Here is a 17,945-nt window from a genome sequence, read left to right as displayed (position 1 = left end):
CGGCCACTCAGCGACGCAGCGCAGCGTCGAGCTGGTCCACCACTTCCGCCCAGTCGGCGTCCTCGCATTTGGCGTCGTGCAAAAAGCGTGCCTGCGCCGGCGTCCACCATGGCGCGTCGGCCAGCGCCACATCGGCCGGCAACGGCGCATGTTGTTCGATGAAGGCACGCATCGACGCTTCGTCGTTGGGTAGGCCAAGCTGCGCAAACAGCTCGGCCAGGTCGTGTATTGGTCGTTCCATACCGTACTCCCGTACGCGTTCAGTAACCTGTATCGTACCCCGCCAAGTTTTCGAACCGCGTCAACGCGCTCAGGAACGCCAGCTTGACCGTGCCAGTGGGCCCGTTGCGCTGCTTGCCGATGATGATCTCAGCCACCCCGGGCTCCTTGCACTGGTCTTTGGTGTAGTACTCGTCGCGGTAGATGAACATGATGATGTCGGCGTCCTGTTCAATCGCGCCCGAGTTGTGGCTAACGACACCGTCGGCAAGCCACGAGCTCGGCCCCGGCACCGTCAGGTCGTACACGTCCGCTTCGCCGGCGGGCTCCACCGCCACCACACGATCCCAAAACAGGTCGGACGTGGCCCAACGACGCAAGGTTTCGTCGTCCAACCGTTCGGCGTAATCCTGCAACACCGCCCCGGAAGGCGCGAACCGAAAATGCGCCGCCCCCCCGTACGAGGTGCCCCGCATGGCCGCCATTTGCCGCTGCGAGATACCACGCGCGCGCATCAATTCTTTGACGCGTTCGAACACATTGGCCGGCAACGTATCCACATTGACGTTTCCCCCGTCGGCCCCCAGCGCATCCAGCCACCGCTGCAGCGCCTGCGCGGCGGCCTGGCGCGGCCCGTAGGCACCCACCGTCGCCAAGAAGCGGTGCTGTTGTTCGGCGCCAGACACATCCACCGTCCATACCCTGCCGTTGGAGCTGGGCCTGCGCACCCGCGCCACCAGGCCCAGCCGCAGCAGCAACGCCGCCACGTCGCGCGCCAGCCCCTCGCTGGCGGTGGAAAAATACACCCGAGGCGCCCCCTTTTGCCCGGGGGGACGAACGTGGATCGAGCCATCGGTGGCCCACAAATGGCGCAGCAGCGTGGCGATACTGGTGTCGCTCAACGTAAAGACCGCTTGTGGAATACGCTTGTCGTGGGAGCGCTGGCCAAAAATACCCAGCTCGCGCAGCCAGGCATTGACCCCACGCGGATGCCAGCGGTTGCCATTGCCCGCGATGGTCAGCTGAAACCACCGGCCCGCGCCTTGGTGCCGGCGCACCGTACACCCAAAAGTCTGCGCCGCCCGCTCGACGATGGCGGCATTGTCCTCGCTGACGGTGGTGTAGCGCAGCGGCTGGCCCACCAAATAACTGCCATCGCCGATCAGATGGCCCAACAGGGCCAGGTGTTCCTCGGGCCAATCGGCTGCGGTCGGCGCGCTGGGGATCTGCCGCGCCAGCGCCACGCGGTCGCCCACACGCAGCTCGCAAACCGTGGTCCACCCCCCGCCCGCCAGCACACGATGCTGGGCCGTGGCACACAGCTCACGGCCACTGGCCAGCCGCACGCGGTACACCGGGCGCTGGCCAACGTGCCACACGAGGTCGGCCTGGGCCGGCACCAGGCGCTGGCGCTCATCGACGGCCCACACCTCAGGGCGGTGCCCCACCAGCTGCGCGATCGGCACACGACGCCCATCGGTTAGGCACACCAACGTATCGCCGGTCACGCACTCGCGCAAGTCCGACATCATCGGCCGCTTGTCGGTGCGCTGCTCGACGCCGCGGTTGAGCTGCGACAACGCAATCACCGGGCACTGCAGCTCTTTGGCCAGCATCTTGAGGCCGCGCGAGATTTCGCCGAGCTCCGTGGCGCGGTTTTCGTCGCTGTTGCCACCGCCGCTCATCAGCTGCAGGTAGTCCACGACGATCAGGCCGAGCTTGCCGCACTGGCGCGCCAGTCGGCGCGCGTTGGCGCGCAGCTCCGCCGGCGTCAGGCCGGGCGTCTCGTCGATGTACAGCGACACGTGGCGCAGCTTTTCGATCGCCTCGGTCAGGCGCGGCCATTCGTCGGGCGCCAGCTTGCCGGTGCGCAGGTGGCTTTGGTTGATGCGCCCGATCGAACCCACCACCCGCACCGCCAGCTGCGCCGCACCCATTTCCATCGAAAACACCGCCACCGGCAAGCCCTCGTGCAAAGCCACGTGCTCGGCGATGTTGATCGCAAAGGCCGTTTTACCCATGCTCGGGCGCGCGGCGATGATGATGAGGTCACCCGGCTGCAAACCGGCGGTCATGCGGTCCAGGTCGATGAAGCCGGTCGGCACCCCGGTGATGTCGTTGGGGTTGTCGGCCATCTCCTGCACGCGATCCAGCAGCTCGACCACGAGCTTGTCCATCGACTGAAAGCCCTGTTTCATGCGGCTGCCTTCTTCGCCGATGGACAGGATTTTTTGCTCCGCCTCGTCCAGGATCGTGGCCACGGGCTTGCCACGCGGCGCGAAGGCTTGCGCGGCAATATCGTCGCTGGCGGCGATCAGCTTGCGCAGGATGGCACGCTCGCGCACGATTTCGGCGTAGCGCCGGATGTTGGCCGCGCTAGGTACGTACTGCGCCAGCTGGTTCAGATAGGCCAGCCCACCCACCTCGTCGGCGCGACCCAGGCTGGCCAGGTGCTCGTGCACCGTGATGACGTCGGCAGGCTTGCCGGCGCCGATCAGGGCGTCGATGGCGGCGAAGATACGCTGGTGCTCAGGGCGATAGAAGTCGCTTTCGGTGATGAGGTCGGCCACGCGGTCCCACGCGGCGTTGTCCAGCAGCAGCCCGCCCAGCACGCTGGACTCGGCCTCCAGGGAGTGAGGAGGTACCCGCAGCGCCGCCAGTTGCGGGTCGTGCTCCAGCGGGGGCAGCAGCGGCGACAGCGCCGCCAGGGGGTCGATCGATGCGTCGTTCATCGCACGCGATTGTGGCAGCATCCGCGCCCGCCCGCGCCGGTTGGCGTGTTTCAGCCAGCCTGGCCCGCCAGCCAACGCTGGCGCCAACCGGGGGCGTCGTGGTGGCGTCACAGTTCGGCAAAGTCGGCTTCGGCCCACGCAACCCAAGTCCCTGCCATACCGCGATGGTACGTCATGAATGGTGCAGCCCCAAAAGCACAAAGCCCGCACGTGGCGGGCTTTGGGGCTTGCAAACTGGTAGGCGCGATTGGACTCGAACCAACGACCCCCACCATGTCAAGGTGGTGCTCTAACCAGCTGAGCTACGCGCCTGGGTCGCTGCCGGGTGACAAACCATTGTGTGGCGTTGCGTGTCCGACAGAACCGAGAGTATAGCGCAAAAATGGCCTGATGCCGGACGCCGTCAACGCCGCCACACCTTGATCACACCGGGCACGTCCGACAGCACCGCCATCACCCGCGCCACGCGCGAAGCGTCGCTGACCTCCACGGTAAACGTCATCCAGGCCACGTCGCGCACGGTTTGGGTTTGCACACCGATGACGTTGATTTTTTCGCGTGCAAAGGCCTCGGTGATATCGCGCAGCAAGCCTTGGCGATCCTGGGCCTGCACGCCCACGTCCACCGCGTACACGGGCGCGTGCGGGCCGCCGGCTGGGGTACCGGCCCAGGCCACGTCGATGACGCGCCCCGGCTGGCGCGCCGCCAGCGCGGCAAAATCCGGGCAGTCGGCGCGGTGCACGCTAACGCCTTTGCCGCGCGTGATGAAGCCGCGGATCTCGTCCGGCGGGGCTGGCTTGCAGCAGCGCGCCAGCGTCGTCATCAGCGCCCCCACCCCCACCACCAGCACATCGGCACTGGCGCCACGCGACATGGCGCGGGCTTTTTTCAGCACCGGCGTCGGGGGCTGCGCGGTGGTCGGGGCCGCCGGGGCCAGCTGCTGCTCGATGGCGCGCAGCGTGATCGCTTCTTTGCCTACCGCTTCGAACAGCGCCTCGGGCGTGGCGTAGCCCAAGGCTTGCGCCAGCGCTTCCAGGTTGGTGGCGGTGCGCCCCTCGCGCTGCAGCAGCCGCTCCACCTGCTCGCGGCCGCGGGCGATGTTTTCCTGCGCCGCCAGCGCGTTGAACCATGCGCGCACCTTGGCCTTGGCGCGGTGGCTGACCAGGTAGCCCGCTTCGGGGTTGAGCCAGTCCCGCGACGGCCCGCCTTCCTTGGCGGCGATGATTTCCACCGTTTGCCCAGTGCTCAGCGGGGTGTTGAGCGGCACCATCTGGCCGTCCACCTTGGCGCCGCGGCAGCGGTGGCCCAGGTCGGTGTGCACAGCGTAGGCAAAGTCCACCGGGGTGGCACCCTTGGGCAACTCGACGATGGCCGCCTGTGGCGTGAAGACGTAGATGTGGTCGTCGAACAGCCCGTGCGCCACGCCGGTGAGGTCGCTTTGCCACGCCAGCAGCTGGCGCAGCACGGCGATCTTGGCATCGTACGACGAGCTGGCGCTGACCCCGGCGTAGCCTTTGGTGCCCGCTTCCTTGTAGGCCCAGTGCGCTGCCACGCCGTGTTCGGCGTGCTCGTGCATCGCGCGGGTGCGGATCTGGATTTCGAACGCGCGCCCCTGTTCGTCGCGCACCACCGTGTGCAGCGACTGGTAGCCGTTGGGCTTGGGGCGGGCGATGTAGTCGTCGAACTCCTCCGGCACCGGTGTGTAGTGCTCGTGCACCCAGGCCAGCACGCGGTAGCACTCATCGACCGTGCCGACGATGACGCGCAGCGCCCGCAGGTCGTACACCTGGTCGAACGACAGCCCCTTGCCGCGCATCTTTTTGACGATGCTGTAAATATGCTTGGGGCGCCCTTGCACCTGGGCCTCCAGGCCCAGCTCGCGCAGCGCCAGCTCCAGCCGCTGGCGCACCTGCTCGACGTGGGCCTCGCGCTCGATGCGCTTTTCGTCCAGCAGCCGCGCGATGGTCTTGTAGGTGTCGGGCTCCAGAAAGCGAAACGCCAGGTCCTCCAGCTCCCACTTCAGCTGCCCGATGCCGAGCCGGTTGGCCAGCGGCGCAAACACATGCAGCGACTCGGCCGCCAGCGCCCTTGGGGGGACTTGCTTGGTGGCGGCGTAGTGACGCAGCGTTTGTAGGCGCGAGGCCAGCCGCAGCAGCACCACACGCAGGTCGCGCGAAAACGCCAGCAGCATCTTGCGCACGTTTTCGGTCTGGGCACGGTCCAGCTCGCTGCCGCTCGCGGCGGCGTCGGCCGCCGGTGCCCGTGCGCGCGCCTGCCGCTGCAACTGAATAAGCTTGTGCGTCTCCAATGCCACGTCGGCCAGCGACTCGCCAAACGCCTTGGCGATGATGTCCCTTGGGCGCGCCAGGTAGCCCACCGCGTAAACCAGGTAGGCACAGGCTTGCAGCTCGGCGGTGCCACCGATGCGCGCCAAGATCTGCGCCACCCCGTCGGCGTGCTGCAAGGCGGGCTCGCCGGTGTCCAGGCGCTCGGGCGCCAACAGCGGCTCGGCAAAGGCGCGCGCTCGCGCCAGGGCGCGCTGGTCGTTCGCCTGCGGCGAGTCCAGCGCCGCGTGGATGGCCGCGGCGCTAGCCGCGTCGGTCGTACCGTGGGCAACGCTGATCATGGCGCCAGCAAAAAGTCCCGCACCACCTGCACCTGATCGGGCTGCACCAGCATCGGCGCGTGCCCGACACCGGCAAACTCCACCAGCCGCGCGCGTGGGCCGCGCTGCGTCATCGCCTCGGCGGTGGCACGCGACAGCAAGTCGGACTCGGCGCCGCGCAGCAGCAACGTCGGGCAGGTGATGGCGTCGTAGATGGCCCACAGCATGGCTTCGCTGGCCTGCGCCGCAGACGCCGCAGCGTCACGCGCCGCCGCCGGGTCGGCCTGCTGCGCGGCTTGCTGCGCCTGGGCCAGCGCGCGAAAAGGCACCGCCAGCGCGGGGTCGTAGTGCAGCCGCCAGCCGCCACCTCGGGCAGGGCGCAGCATCGGGCGGGTCAACGCCAACCACTGCTCACGGGTGTGCGGACCAAAGGTTGGCGACGCCGCCCACAGCGCATCGGCCGCCTCGTCCACGCTGGCAAACACCGGGTCACCGCCGATGTAGCGCGCAATGCGCTGCAGCGACGCGGGTTCGATGACCGGCCCGACGTCGTTGAGCACCAGCTTGTGGATGGCCATGGCCGGCTGCGCCGCGATGGCCATGCCGATGAGGCCGCCCATGCTCGTGCCCACCCAGTCGATCTGCAGCGGCTCGGCCGCCCCGGTGTGCTCGGCATGGCGCTGACGCAAGTGCCCGATGAGTTGGGCCAAGTCGGCCACGTAGGTGGGGATTTGGTAGGCCATGGGGTCGTCGAGCCAGTCGCTCTCGCCCCGGCCCGCCACGTCCACCGCCACCACCATCATGTGGGGCGCCAGGGCCTGGGCCAGCACATCGAAGTCACGCGCCTGCCGCGTCAAGCCGTGCACGCACACCACCGCCCGCGCCGGCCAGGCTTGGCCGGTGACGTTCCACGCCCACCAGGCCAGGTGGCGCACGCCGCCCCCGCGGGCGGCCGGTCCGGCAACGGGAATACGGTGCAGTGTGGGTTCCATGGTGTGACAAGGCAGTGGCGGATAATGAATGCTGTTCGTAACGGTGACGTGATCCTAGCGGATCGGCAAGGAGGCCAACCATGCTACACAACAAGACCGCCCTCGTGACGGGCTCCACCAGCGGCATCGGGCTGGGCATCGCCAAGGCGTTGGCCGCGCGCGGCGCCAACATCGTGCTCAACGGCTTTGGGGATGTGGACGGCGCGCGCGCCGCCATCGAGGCGCTGGGGGTGCAGGTGCTGTACCACGGCGCCGACATGAGCAAGCCCGCCGAGATCGAAGCGATGATGCACGCCGCCGCCGAGCGCTTTGGGCGCGTCGACATCCTGGTCAACAACGCTGGCATCCAGCACGTGGCGGCGGTGGAGGACTTCCCGCCCGAGCGCTGGGATGCCATCCTTGCCATCAACCTCAGCAGCGCCTTCCACACCACGCGGCTGGCGCTGCCGGCCATGAAGGCGGCCAACTGGGGGCGCATCATCAACATCGCGTCGGTGCACGGCCTGGTGGCCTCGGTGCACAAGGCGGCCTACGTCGCCGCCAAGCACGGCCTGGTGGGGCTGACGAAGGTGGTGGCGCTGGAAACCGCCACCACCGGCATCACCTGCAACGCCATTTGCCCCGGGTGGGTGCTGACGCCGCTGGTGCAAAAGCAGGTGGACGACCGCGCCGCGCAGCAAGGCATCAGCGTCGAGCAGGCCACAAGGCAACTGCTGGGTGAAAAACAGCCTTCGATGCAGTTCACCACACCGGAGCAACTGGGCGAGCTGGCGGTGTTCTTGTGCTCGCCGGCCGCCGACAACGTGCGCGGTGCGGCCTGGAACATGGACGGCGGCTGGGCCGCGCAGTGACACCCCCACCACACGCCCAGCGCGTCACTGCAGGGCGATGCTGCCCGACACGGTGACCGTGAGCGTGTCTTGCCCGGCCTCCAATGGCAAGGGCGCGGCCTCGGCTGGGCCAACGGCCAGGGTGGCCGCGCGCAGCACCGGCGGCGGGTTGCCCGCGTCGGCCTGGCTGACGTGGGCTTCGTGCAACACCCAGCCGCGCGCGCCAAAGGCCTGGGCCACCTCGTCGGCTTGGCGCCGAAAGGCTTCGATGGCACGCTGACGCAGTGCGGCATGGGCCGCCTGTTGCGTGGCCGGCGCCACGCCCATGCGCACCGACGCCACCGCCATACCGGGGGCCGCTGGCGCCAACGCGGTCACGGTCGCTACGTCGCGCCCCTGCACGACGATTTCGGCGCTGCCCTGCCAGCCGACGATGTGCCCCTCCCGGCCATAGCGCGGCTGCACGACGAACGCGCCGGTGCGCAGCTCCACCCCGTCGGCCGGCGCCCGCGCGCGCAAGGCGGCCAGCGCCTGGCGCAGCGTATCGGCCAGCGACGTCTGCACCGCGCTTGCGTCGGCGGCCTGCAACCGCGCCTGCAGGGTCAGGGTGACCCAGTCTTGGATCACCCGCTGCGTGGCCTGCGCGCTCAGGTGCACGACACGGCGCGGCTGCTGGGCCAGCGTCGCTTCGGCCCAAGCGTGCGGCGCCGTCAGCACGGCCACCAACGCCAACGCCGTCCATCCCCTGCGGCTACGTTGTCGATCGCTTGGCATCGTTGCATCCTCCTTGGGGTTATCGGTGGCGTCCGGAGTATGCCGCAGGCCCGGCGCTTGCGGCAGCGCCGTCACACCCCGTTACGCATGTTGCGGGCGTTTGCCCGCACAATCTGCGCCATGGTTGGCTACACCGATTGGCAAGACGCATGACCCCACGTCGCCCCACCCGCCTGATCATTGTCGATGACGACGCGCGCATCCGCGAGCTGCTGCAACGCTACCTGGCCCAAGAGGGCTTCGAGGTGTTGCTGGCCGAAGACGGCGCCCGGCTGGACCGCCTGCTGCAGCGCGAAGGCGCCGATCTGATCGTGCTGGACCTGATGCTGCCCGGCGAAGACGGGCTGTCGATTTGCCGGCGACTACGCGCTGCCGGCGAGTCCACGCCGATCATCATGCTGACCGCCAAGGGCGAGGACGTCCACCGCATCATCGGCCTGGAGTTGGGCGCGGACGACTACCTGCCCAAGCCGTTCAACCCCCGCGAGCTGCTGGCGCGCATCCACGCGGTGCTGCGCCGCCGCCCGCCCCCCGAGGCCCCCGGTGCAGCGGCGGCCGACGGTGCGGTGGTCCACTTTGGGCCGTTCACCTTCGACCTCGGCCGCCGGCGCCTGACGCGCGACGGGCAGGAGATCACACTGACCACCGGCGAGTACGCGATGCTGAAAGCCCTGGTGCGCCACCCGCGTCAGCCGATGTCGCGTGAAAAACTGGCGCAACTGGCGCGTGGACGCGAGTTCGAACCGTTCGACCGCAGCCTGGACGTGCAGGTGTCGCGCCTGCGCAAGCTGATCGAGCCAGACCCCGCCAACCCGCGCTACATCCAGACCGTGTGGGGGGTGGGCTACATGTTCGTGCCGGACGACCGATGAGCCTGTTTTGGCGCAACTTCCTGCTGCTGGTGGCGTTGCTGACGGTCAACGCGCTGGCGTGGTTCCAGGCGCTGCGCACGCTGGAGCAGGAGCCGCGCGCACTGCAAAGCGCGCAGGCGCTGGCGTCGCTGGTCAACCTGACGCGCGCCTCGCTGATTTACACCGACCCGATCGCGCGCGTGGCGCTGGTCAAAACGCTGGTGGACGAGGAAAACGTGCGCATCGCCGTGCGCGAAGCCAGCGATACGTACCGGCCGTTTGACGACGGAACGCTGGGCGCGCGTGTGGCGCAGGCGTTGCAGGAGCGGCTGGGGCCGGGCACGCTGGTGGCGCAGGAGGTCAATGGCTTTGACGGGCTGTGGATCGGTTTTGCCATCGAAGACGAAAAGTACTGGCTGCTGGCCGACCCGGCGCGGCTGGCGGGGGTGCAGGGCCGCACTTGGCTGGTGTGGGGCGCCACCGCCGTGGGGCTGTCGCTGGTGGGGGCGGTGGTGATCACGCGGCTCATCAACCAGCCGTTGCAACGCCTGGCGCAGGCCGCGCAGCGGGTTGGCGAAGGCGACTTCGAAGGCGCGCGCTTGAGCGAGCGCCTGCCGACGCGGGAAATCGCGCGCGTCAACCACGCTTTCAACACGATGGCGGCGCGCCTGGCGCGGGCCGAGGCCGACCGCCGGCTGATGCTGGCCGGCATTTCGCACGACCTGCGCACGCCACTGGCGCGCCTGCGGCTGGAGGTGGAGCTGGGCGTGCCCGACGCCGACACGCGCGAGCGCATGGCCGGCGACATTGCCGACGTGGACTCGATCCTGAGCCAATTTTTGGATTTCGCACGCGAGCGTCCGCTGCAAAGCGAGGCGCTGCCGCTGCACGAGGCGGTGCAGCGCGCCTGCGCCAAGGTGCACGACCGCGACGGCGTGGCGCTGCAAGTGCAGGTACCAACCGAGCTGCAGGTGCGGGCAGACCCGACCGCGTTGCACCGCGTGTTGGTCAACCTGTTGGCCAACGCCGTGCGCCATGGCCGCGGCGCCGACGGCGTGGCACGCATCGACCTGCACGCCGCGCGTGACGGCGAAGGCAGCGTGCGGCTGACGGTGCGCGACCACGGCCCGGGCGTCGATGCGCAGGTGCTGCCGCGCCTGACGGAGCCGTTTTTCCGCGCCGAGCAGGCCCGCTCCACCCCCGGCAGCGGGCTTGGGCTGGCGATCGTGCAACGCACCCTGCAGCGCATGGGTGGGCAGTTGCGGCTGGAGCTGCCCGAGGACGGTGGTCTGGCGGCGATCGTCACCCTGCCCGCGGCCATCCCCGCGGCGGGGTGACGGCGTCACGCCGCGCCGATGCTGCGCTGCAGCAACACGACCGCCCGCGCCTCGATGGCCAACCCCTGGCCGACCGGCCCCAGCCGCTCGGCCGTCTTGGCCTTGACGTTGACCGCTGCCGCGGCCAGCCCCACAGCGCGCGCGATGTTGGCTTGCATCGCCGCACGGTACGGCCCCAGCCGCGGCGCCTGCGCCACCACGGTGGCGTCGATGTTGACCGGCCGCCAGCCGCGTGTGCGCACCTCGTCCGCCACCCGGGCCAGCAGCTCCATCGAATCCGCGTCCTTGTAGCGCGCGTCGGTGTCGGCAAACCAGGTGCCTATGTCACCCAGGCCGGCCGCGCCCAGCAGCGCGTCCGTGATGGCGTGCAGCAGCGCGTCGGCGTCGGAGTGGCCAAGCAACCCACGCTCGTGCGCGATCTCCACCCCGCCCAGCACCAAACGGCGCCCCGGCACCAGGGCGTGCACGTCCCAGCCCTCGCCAACACGCCACGGCGCGGGTTCGGCCTCAGGCAGCAAGGCTTGTGCCACGGCAACGTCCTCCGGGTAGGTCAGTTTGATGTTGTGCGTGCGGCCACGTACCAGCCGCGGGGCCAGGCCGAGCGCTTCGACGGCGCTGGCCTCGTCGGTGATGCCGGCAAACCCCGTGGCCTGGTGCGTCTGCAACGCGCGCAGCAGCACCCCCAGGCGAAACATCTGCGGCGTCTGCGCCAGCCATTTACCGTCGCGCGGCAGCGTCGTCGCCACCCGGCCGTCGGCAGCGGCCTGTTTGAGCGTGTCGGCCAACGGCACGGCCAGCAGCCCGCCCACGGGGTCGTCGCGGCAGGCGTCCAGCAGCGCCGTCACGTCAGCAGGTTGCAGCAGACAGCGCGCCGCATCGTGCACCAGCACCCAGTCGTCGTCGCGCGCCCCATGGGCCTGCCATTGCCGCAGCCCGGCCAACACACTGGCCGCGCGCGTGGCCCCGCCCACGCGCCACACCTGCACGCCCTGCGGGGGTGTCCACGGGTGATCGTCATCGGGCGCCAGCACCACGGCCACGCCGGCCAGGTCCGGCACGGCGCACAGCGCCGCCAGCGTGTGGTCCAACACACAGCGCGGCCCCAGCCGCTGGTACTGTTTCGGCACCGGCAACCCGCTGCGGCTGCCGGTGCCGGCCGCGGGCACCAGCGCCCAGCAGCGCGCCGGCGATCGGTCGGTGGCTAGGCTCATGGCCGTCGATTCTAGAATGCACCCCCTCATGGATCTGCCGCGCCTACACCCCGGACAACGTTACGTCTCCCCGTGCCCGAGCGCCAGCGCCGACGCGCTGCTGCTGGCCCGCCAGGCCACGCGCGACCGCGACGCCGGCCAGCCCACCGTCATCGTCTGCGCCGACGCTGCCGACGCCCAGCGCCTGCTGGAGGAGTTGCCGGCGTTGGCACCCGGGCTGCACTGCGCGCTGTTTCCCGACTGGGAAACGCTGCCGTACGACACCTTTTCGCCGCACCAAGACCTGATCTCGGAGCGGCTGGCCACGCTGTGGCGCATCCTGCAGCGGCGCTCCGACGACGGCGTCGACGTCGTGCTGATCCCGGCCAGCACCGCCTTGTACCGCCTGGCACCGCCGTCGTTTTTGGCCGCCTACACCTTCCACTTCCGCGTCGGGCAAACGCTCGATGAAGCCAAGCTGCGCGAGCAGCTGGTGCTGGCCGGCTACCAGCACGTCACCCAGGTGGCCAGCCCCGGCGAGTACGCTGTGCGCGGTGGCTTGATCGACCTGTACCCGATGGGGTCGGCGCTGCCGTACCGCATCGACCTCTTTGATAACGAGATCGACTCCATCCGCGCCTTCGACCCCGACTCCCAGCGCAGCCTATACCCCGTGCCCGAGGTGCGGCTGTTGCCCGGGCGTGAATTTCCGTTGGACGAGGCCGCCCGTGCGCGTTTCCGTGCCCGCTGGCGCGAGCTGCTGGAGGGCGACCCGACCAAGAGCCGCCTGTACAAGGACATGGCCAACGGCGTGGCCGGCGCCGGCATCGAGTACTACCTGCCGCTGTTTTTCGACGACACCGCCACGGTGTTCGACTACGTGGGGCCGCAAGCGACGCTGGTGCTGCATGGCGACGTCGATGCGGCGCTACAACGCTTTTGGGACGACACCCGCGAGCGTCACCGCCTGGCACAAGGCGACCCGGAACGGCCCGTGTTGCCGCCGCCGACGCTGTTTTTGAGTGCGGAGCAATTCTGGCAGCGCGCCAAGCCATACCCGCAGTGGGCGCTGCGGCCGGCCGAGGCGGCGCAAGTCGCCGCCGCCTGGGGCCACGCCGTGCAGCCGCTGCCGCCGCTGGCCGTGCAACGCGGCGCCGACGAGCCGCTGCAACGCCTCAAGGACCACCTGCAGCGCAGCAGCACGCGCGTGTTGCTGCTGGCCGACAGCGACGGACGGCGCGAGAACCTGCTGGACTTCGTGCGCGCCAGCCACCTCGCACCCGAAGTGTTCGACGGCATCGACGCCTTTGTGGCCAGCGCGGCCCGCCTGGGGCTGGCCACCGCCCCGCTGGCGGCCGGCTTTGCCTGGGTCGAGGTCGGCATCGACCTGGTGACCGAGACCGAGCTGTTTGCCAGCGCGCCCGCGCTGCGCCGCCGCCGCAAGCAGGAGGCCACCAGCGACGTCGAGGCGTTGATCAAAGACCTCAGCGAGCTGCAGCCCGGCGATCCAGTGGTCCACACCCAGCACGGCATTGGCCGCTACCGCGGCCTGGTCAACCTGGACCTGGGCGAAAAAAACCCCGACGGCACGCCGGCCCTGCAAGAGTTTTTGCATCTGGAGTACGCCCAGGGCGCCACGTTGTACGTGCCAGTGTCGCAGCTGCACCTGATCAGCCGCTACACCGGTGTGGGCGCCGACGAAGCCCCGCTGCACCGCCTGGGCAGCGGCCAGTGGGACAAAGCCAAGCGCAAAGCCGCCGAGCAGGTGCGCGACACCGCTGCCGAGCTGCTGGACGTCTACGCCCGCCGCGCCGCGCGCCAAGGCCACGCGTTCCGCTTCGACGCCAAGGACTACGAAGCGTTTGCCAACGACTTTGGCTTTGAGGAAACGCCCGACCAGCGTGCCGCCATCCACGCCGTCATCCAGGACATGATCAGCCCGCGGCCGATGGACCGCCTGGTGTGCGGCGACGTCGGCTTTGGCAAAACCGAGGTGGCGCTGCGCGCCGCCTTCGTCGCCGTCAGCGGCGGCAAACAAGTCGCGCTGCTGGCCCCCACGACGCTGCTGGCCGAGCAGCATTACCAAACGCTGAAAGACCGCTTTGCCAAGTGGCCGGTGCGCATCGCCGAGATGAGCCGCTTTCGCACGCCCAAAGAGATCGCCGCCGCGTTGCGGGGGCTGGCCGACGGCAGCATCGATATCGTCGTCGGCACGCACAAGCTGCTGAGCGAAAAGACCAAGTTCAAAAACCTCGGCCTGCTCATCATCGACGAGGAGCACCGCTTCGGCGTGCGCCACAAGGAAGCCATCAAGGCGTTGCGTGCCGAGGTGGACGTGCTGACGCTGACGGCCACGCCGATCCCGCGCACGCTGGGCATGGCGCTGGAGGGCCTGCGCGACCTGTCGGTCATCGCCACTGCCCCGCAGCGGCGGCTGGCCATCAAGACCTTTGTGCGCGAAGAAAACCACGGCGTCATCCGCGAAGCGGTGCTGCGCGAACTCAAGCGCGGCGGGCAGGTGTACTTTTTGCACAACGAAGTCGAAACCATCGACAACCGCCGCGCCCAACTGGAACAACTGCTGCCGGAGGCGCGCATTGCCATCGCCCACGGCCAAATGCCCGAGCGCGAGCTGGAGCGCGTCATGCGCGACTTCGTCGCCCAGCGCTTCAACCTGCTGCTGTGCTCGACCATCATCGAGACCGGCATCGACGTGCCCACCGCCAACACCATCATCATCAGCCGTGCCGACAAGTTCGGCCTGGCGCAGCTGCACCAACTGCGCGGGCGCGTCGGCCGCAGCCACCACCAGGCCTACGCCTACCTGCTGGTGCCCGACCTGCAGGGCCTGACCAAGCAGGCCGCGCAACGGCTGGAGGCGATTCAGCAAATGGAGGAGCTCGGCAGCGGCTTTTATCTGGCGATGCACGACCTGGAAATCCGCGGTGCGGGCGAGGTGTTGGGCGAAGCGCAAAGCGGCAATATCACCGAAATCGGCTTTCAGCTCTACAACGAGATGCTGGCCGAAGCGGTACGTGCACTGCGCGAAGGGCGCGAGCCCGACTTGCTCAAACCGCTGGCCGCCACCACCGACATCAACCTGCATGCGCCGGCCCTGCTGCCGCAGGATTACTGCGGCGATGTGCACCTGCGCCTGAGCTTTTACAAAAAACTGGCCACGGCCAAGACCCACGAGCAGATCGACCAGCTGGTCGAGGAAATCGTCGACCGCTTCGGCCGGCTGCCACCAGCGGCGCACAACCTCATCGACGTGCATCGTCTGCGCGTGCTGGCGCAGCGCTACGGTGTGGTCAAAATCGACGCCGCCCCGAGCCACATCCTCATCACCTTTGGCCCCAACCCGCCGGTGGAGCCGCTGCGCATCATCGAACTGATCCAGAAAAACCGCCACATCAAGCTCGCTGGACCAGACCGCCTCAAGATCGAACGCGCCTTGCCCGAGCCGCGCGACCGCGTGCAACTGGTGCGCGACGTGCTGCGCAGCCTGGGCCAGCCGCCAGCCGTCCGTGCGTGAGCCCCTCCTACACCCCACCGCATGTCTGCCTGACGCCATGAGCACCCCCACCTGCGCTGCCCACGAACAGCCCGACACGGCGCTGACCGCGCCACGCCACACCTGGTTCGACGACGCCCAGGCGCTGCTGACGGGTACGCTGATCGTCGCGCTGGGCCTGGTGCTGCTCAAACACGCCGGGTTTGTCACCGGCGGCACCGTGGGCCTGGCGTTCGTGGCGCACTACGCCACCGGCTGGCCCTTTGGGGCGCTGGTGTTTGCCATCAACCTGCCGTTTTACGCGCTGGCTTGGGTGCGCATGGGGGCGGCGTTCACGCTCAAGACCATCCTGGCCGTGGCGCTGTTGGCCACCTTCACCGAAGCGATGCCGCACTGGATCGGGCTGCAGCATCTGAACCCGTTGTTTGCCGCGGTTGGCGGTGGGCTGCTGATCGGGGTGGGCTTCATCATCCTGTTTCGCCACCGTGCCAGTCTGGGTGGGTTCAACACGCTGGTGCTGTGGCTGCAAGAGCGCCTGGGCTGGCGGGCCGGGGTGACGCAACTGGTCATCGACGCCGGCATTTTGCTGGCGGCGTTGCCGTGGGTGGATCCGCCGCGGCTGGCGCTGTCGGTGCTGGCCGCCGCCGTGATGAACCTGACCCTGGCGATCAACCACAAACCGGGGCGGTACGTGGCGTATTGACCCACGCGCCACCTGCCCTGACCCACACCGCCGCTCGCGATAATCCACCACCATGACCCAGCCGATCGAAATCGCCCCCGGTCTGACCGTTCGGGGTTTCACGCCGCCGCTGCGCCTGCGCGACTTCAAGCTGATCGCGTTCGACATGGACTCCACGCTGATCAACATCGAATGCGTGGACGAAATCGCCGACGCCGCGGGCCGCAAGGCCGAAGTGGCCGCCATCACCGAAGCCGCCATGCGCGGCGAAATCGCCGACTACAAGGAAAGCCTGCGCCGCCGCGTGGCGCTGCTGGCGGGCGTGCCGGTGCAGCACTTGGAGGACGTCTACCGCCAGCGCCTCAAACTCAACCCCGGCGCGGCCGAGCTGGTGCTGGCGTGCAAGGCTGCGGGGCTGAAGGTGCTGCTGGTCAGCGGCGGGTTCACGTTCTTTACCGACCGGCTGCGCGAGCGGCTGGCGCTGGACTTTGCGCGCAGCAACCGGCTGGAAATCGTGGACGGGCGGCTCACCGGCCGGTTGCTCGACCAACACTGGGGCGACATCTGCGACGGCGCCGAAAAGCGTCGCACCCTGCTGCAGGCGTGCGACCTGATCGGCTGCGCGCCCGAGCAAGCCATCGCCATGGGCGATGGCGCCAACGACCTGGAGATGATGGCCACCGCCGGCCTGTCGGTGGCCTACCGCGCCAAGCCCAAGGTGCGCCAGCAGGCCAACGTCGCCATCGACATGGGCGGTCTGGACCGCTTGCTGGAGGTGGTGCGGCCCTGAAGCGCGCGACCGGCGCGCCCGCTGTGTTGCGCGCCGCCAGCGGGTCGGTGTGACTCAGGCCGGCTCCGGCACGCTGGGCAGACCGGCCAGCGCCATCGCCAGCTCGCGCTCGTCGTAGGTCTCGTCTTTCAGCTCGCCGGCAAAGTACTTCTGGTAGGCCGCCATGTCAAAGTGGCCGTGGCCGCACAGGTTGAACAGGATCGTTTCGCTCTTGCCCTCGCGCTTGCAGCGCAGGGCCTCCTCGATGGCGCCCTTGACGGCGTGGTTGGCCTCCGGCGCCGGCACGATGCCTTCGCTGCGCGCAAACAGCACACCAGCCTCGAAGCACTGCGTCTGCGTGTACGCCACCGCCTCGATCAAGCCCAGCTCCTTGAGGTGCGACACCAGCGGCGCCATGCCGTGGTAGCGCAGGCCGCCGGCGTGGAACGGTGGCGGCGTGAACGTCGAACCCAGCGTGTGCATCTTGGTCAGCGGCGTCAGGTGCGCCGTGTCGCCAAAGTCGTAGGCGTAGCGGCCCCGGGTCAACGACGGGCATGCCGCCGGCTCCACCGCCACCACGCGCGGGCGCGCGCCGCCGCGCAGCGCGTGCCCGATGAACGGAAACGCGATGCCGGCGAAGTTGCTGCCACCACCGGTGGCGCCGACGATCACGTCCGGCCACGCATCGGCCATTTGCAGCTGCTCCATCGCTTCCAGCCCAATGACCGTCTGGTGCAGCAGCACGTGGTTGAGCACCGACCCCAGCGCGTACTTGGTGTCGTCGCGCTGCGCGGCCAGCTCCACCGCCTCCGAGATGGCAATGCCCAGGCTGCCCGGGTGGTCCGGTCGCTGCGCCAGCACGCGGCGGCCGTATTCCGTTTCGGACGACGGGGACGGCAGGCAACGCGCGCCATAGGTCTCCATGACCGCGCGGCGGTACGGCTTTTGGTCGTAGCTGACACGCACCTGGAACACCAGCACCTCCAGCCCGAACAGCTGCCCCGCAAACGACAGCGACGTACCCCACTGCCCTGCGCCGGTTTCGGTGGTCAGCCGCTTGGTGCCGGCCTGCGCGTTGTAAAACGCCTGCGGCACCGCGGTGTTGGGCTTGTGGCTGCCGGCGGGGCTGACGCCTTCGTACTTATAAAAAATCTTGGCGGGCGTACCCAGCGCCTTTTCCAGCCGGTGCGCGCGAAACAGCGGACTCGGGCGCCACAGGCGGTAAATCTCGCGCACCGGCTCCGGGATTTCGATCTCGCGCTCGGTGCTGACCTCCTGCAGAATAAGCTCCATCGGAAACAGCGGCGCCAGATCGTCCGGCCCGACCGGCTGCAACGTCCCCGGGTGCAGCACCGGCGGCGGTGCCTTCGGCAGGTCGGCCGCGATGTTGTACCAGAACTTGGGCATCTGGCTTTCTTGCAGCAGGTATTTGGTAGGCGTAGTCATCGGC

General features: G+C 68.9%; 13 protein-coding genes and 1 tRNA gene. 6 read left to right on the top strand and 8 right to left on the bottom strand.

Annotation, left to right across the window (positions count from 1 at the left end; translation table 11 throughout):
• Positions 1-7: 7 nt before the first annotated feature.
• From Taqua_RS06870 to Taqua_RS06850, 5 genes are all read right to left on the bottom strand, one after another.
• Positions 8-241 (bottom strand): DUF2789 domain-containing protein, encoded by a 234-nt coding sequence (locus tag Taqua_RS06870; RefSeq protein WP_144325914.1) that lies wholly within the window; start codon positions 239-241, stop codon positions 8-10.
• A gap of 19 nt (positions 242-260) precedes the next feature.
• On the bottom strand, positions 261-2,951 hold the full coding sequence (locus Taqua_RS06865; protein ID WP_144325912.1) for a replicative DNA helicase: 2,691 nt from the start codon (positions 2,949-2,951) through the stop codon (positions 261-263).
• A 235-nt stretch (positions 2,952-3,186) separates the two neighbouring features.
• Positions 3,187-3,263: transfer RNA gene (locus Taqua_RS06860), tRNA-Val, on the bottom strand.
• A 91-nt stretch (positions 3,264-3,354) separates the two neighbouring features.
• Entirely contained in the window at positions 3,355-5,577 is a 2,223-nt protein-coding gene (locus Taqua_RS06855; protein ID WP_144325910.1) for a RelA/SpoT family protein, read from the bottom strand.
• Entirely contained in the window at positions 5,574-6,548 is a 975-nt protein-coding gene (locus Taqua_RS06850) for an alpha/beta fold hydrolase (RefSeq protein ID WP_144325908.1), read from the bottom strand. The genes Taqua_RS06855 and Taqua_RS06850 overlap by 4 nt, the downstream gene beginning before the upstream one ends.
• An 80-nt stretch (positions 6,549-6,628) precedes the next feature.
• Here Taqua_RS06850 and Taqua_RS06845 point away from each other — a divergent pair, with 80 nt between their 5' ends.
• A complete protein-coding gene (locus Taqua_RS06845) occupies positions 6,629-7,399 on the top strand; it encodes a 3-hydroxybutyrate dehydrogenase (RefSeq protein ID WP_144325906.1) in 771 nt (256 codons plus the stop codon).
• A gap of 24 nt (positions 7,400-7,423) precedes the next feature.
• Here the strand turns inward: Taqua_RS06845 and Taqua_RS06840 are convergent, their stop codons facing one another.
• Positions 7,424-8,152: an SIMPL domain-containing protein gene (locus Taqua_RS06840; protein WP_144325904.1), complete on the bottom strand. Its 729-nt coding sequence runs from the start codon at positions 8,150-8,152 to the stop codon at positions 7,424-7,426.
• A 149-nt stretch (positions 8,153-8,301) separates the two neighbouring features.
• Here Taqua_RS06840 and ompR point away from each other — a divergent pair, with 149 nt between their 5' ends.
• On the top strand, positions 8,302-9,024 hold the full coding sequence (ompR, locus tag Taqua_RS06835) for an osmolarity response regulator transcription factor OmpR (RefSeq protein ID WP_144325902.1): 723 nt from the start codon (positions 8,302-8,304) through the stop codon (positions 9,022-9,024).
• Positions 9,021-10,340, top strand: a complete 1,320-nt coding sequence (locus tag Taqua_RS06830) for an ATP-binding protein (protein WP_246094647.1) — start codon at positions 9,021-9,023, stop codon at positions 10,338-10,340. Before ompR ends, Taqua_RS06830 begins: the two co-directional genes overlap by 4 nt.
• 5 nt (positions 10,341-10,345) lie before the next feature.
• On the opposite strand, the gene ispD is transcribed toward Taqua_RS06830, so the two are convergent.
• Positions 10,346-11,551, bottom strand: a complete 1,206-nt coding sequence (gene ispD / locus Taqua_RS06825) for a 2-C-methyl-D-erythritol 4-phosphate cytidylyltransferase (protein ID WP_221933922.1) — start codon at positions 11,549-11,551, stop codon at positions 10,346-10,348.
• Between the two features lie 28 nt (positions 11,552-11,579).
• On the opposite strand from ispD, the gene mfd reads away from it, so the two are divergent.
• From mfd to serB, 3 genes are read left to right on the top strand one after another with little or no spacing between them, the layout of a single operon-like run.
• Positions 11,580-15,065, top strand: coding sequence for a transcription-repair coupling factor (mfd, locus tag Taqua_RS06820; RefSeq protein ID WP_144325896.1), 3,486 nt, complete (start codon positions 11,580-11,582; stop codon positions 15,063-15,065).
• A 37-nt stretch (positions 15,066-15,102) separates the two neighbouring features.
• Positions 15,103-15,747 carry a YitT family protein gene (locus Taqua_RS06815; protein WP_144325894.1) on the top strand — a complete coding sequence of 215 codons (645 nt, stop codon included), beginning with the start codon at positions 15,103-15,105 and terminating at the stop codon, positions 15,745-15,747.
• Between the two features lie 52 nt (positions 15,748-15,799).
• A complete protein-coding gene (gene serB, locus Taqua_RS06810) occupies positions 15,800-16,516 on the top strand; it encodes a phosphoserine phosphatase SerB (protein WP_144325892.1) in 717 nt (238 codons plus the stop codon).
• A 54-nt stretch (positions 16,517-16,570) separates the two neighbouring features.
• Here the strand turns inward: serB and Taqua_RS06805 are convergent, their stop codons facing one another.
• Positions 16,571-17,941 carry a TrpB-like pyridoxal phosphate-dependent enzyme gene (locus Taqua_RS06805; protein ID WP_144325890.1) on the bottom strand — a complete coding sequence of 457 codons (1,371 nt, stop codon included), beginning with the start codon at positions 17,939-17,941 and terminating at the stop codon, positions 16,571-16,573.
• Positions 17,942-17,945 lie beyond the last annotated feature (4 nt).

The sequence above is a fragment of the Tepidimonas aquatica genome (assembly GCF_007556585.1).
Lineage (GTDB): Bacteria > Pseudomonadota > Gammaproteobacteria > Burkholderiales > Burkholderiaceae_C > Tepidimonas > Tepidimonas aquatica.
The sequence above is the reverse complement of the archived record's forward strand: the minus strand, read 5'-3'. Positions and strand labels throughout refer to the sequence as shown.

Bases quoted from the DNA above. Each gene is read 5' to 3' on its own strand.
- Taqua_RS06870 (WP_144325914.1), bottom strand. From the start codon at position 241: ATGGAACGACCAATACACGACCTGGCCGAGCTGTTTGCGCAGCTTGGC.
- Taqua_RS06865 (WP_144325912.1), bottom strand. From the start codon at position 2,951: ATGAACGACGCATCGATCGACCCCCTGGCGGCGCTGTCGCCGCTGCTG.
- Taqua_RS06855 (WP_144325910.1), bottom strand. From the start codon at position 5,577: ATGATCAGCGTTGCCCACGGTACGACCGACGCGGCTAGCGCCGCGGCC.
- Taqua_RS06850 (WP_144325908.1), bottom strand. From the start codon at position 6,548: ATGGAACCCACACTGCACCGTATTCCCGTTGCCGGACCGGCCGCCCGC.
- Taqua_RS06845 (WP_144325906.1), top strand. From the start codon at position 6,629: ATGCTACACAACAAGACCGCCCTCGTGACGGGCTCCACCAGCGGCATC.
- Taqua_RS06840 (WP_144325904.1), bottom strand. From the start codon at position 8,152: ATGCCAAGCGATCGACAACGTAGCCGCAGGGGATGGACGGCGTTGGCG.
- ompR (WP_144325902.1), top strand. From the start codon at position 8,302: ATGACCCCACGTCGCCCCACCCGCCTGATCATTGTCGATGACGACGCG.
- Taqua_RS06830 (WP_246094647.1), top strand. From the start codon at position 9,021: ATGAGCCTGTTTTGGCGCAACTTCCTGCTGCTGGTGGCGTTGCTGACG.
- ispD (WP_221933922.1), bottom strand. From the start codon at position 11,551: ATGAGCCTAGCCACCGACCGATCGCCGGCGCGCTGCTGGGCGCTGGTG.
- mfd (WP_144325896.1), top strand. From the start codon at position 11,580: ATGGATCTGCCGCGCCTACACCCCGGACAACGTTACGTCTCCCCGTGC.
- Taqua_RS06815 (WP_144325894.1), top strand. From the start codon at position 15,103: ATGAGCACCCCCACCTGCGCTGCCCACGAACAGCCCGACACGGCGCTG.
- serB (WP_144325892.1), top strand. From the start codon at position 15,800: ATGACCCAGCCGATCGAAATCGCCCCCGGTCTGACCGTTCGGGGTTTC.
- Taqua_RS06805 (WP_144325890.1), bottom strand. From the start codon at position 17,941: ATGACTACGCCTACCAAATACCTGCTGCAAGAAAGCCAGATGCCCAAG.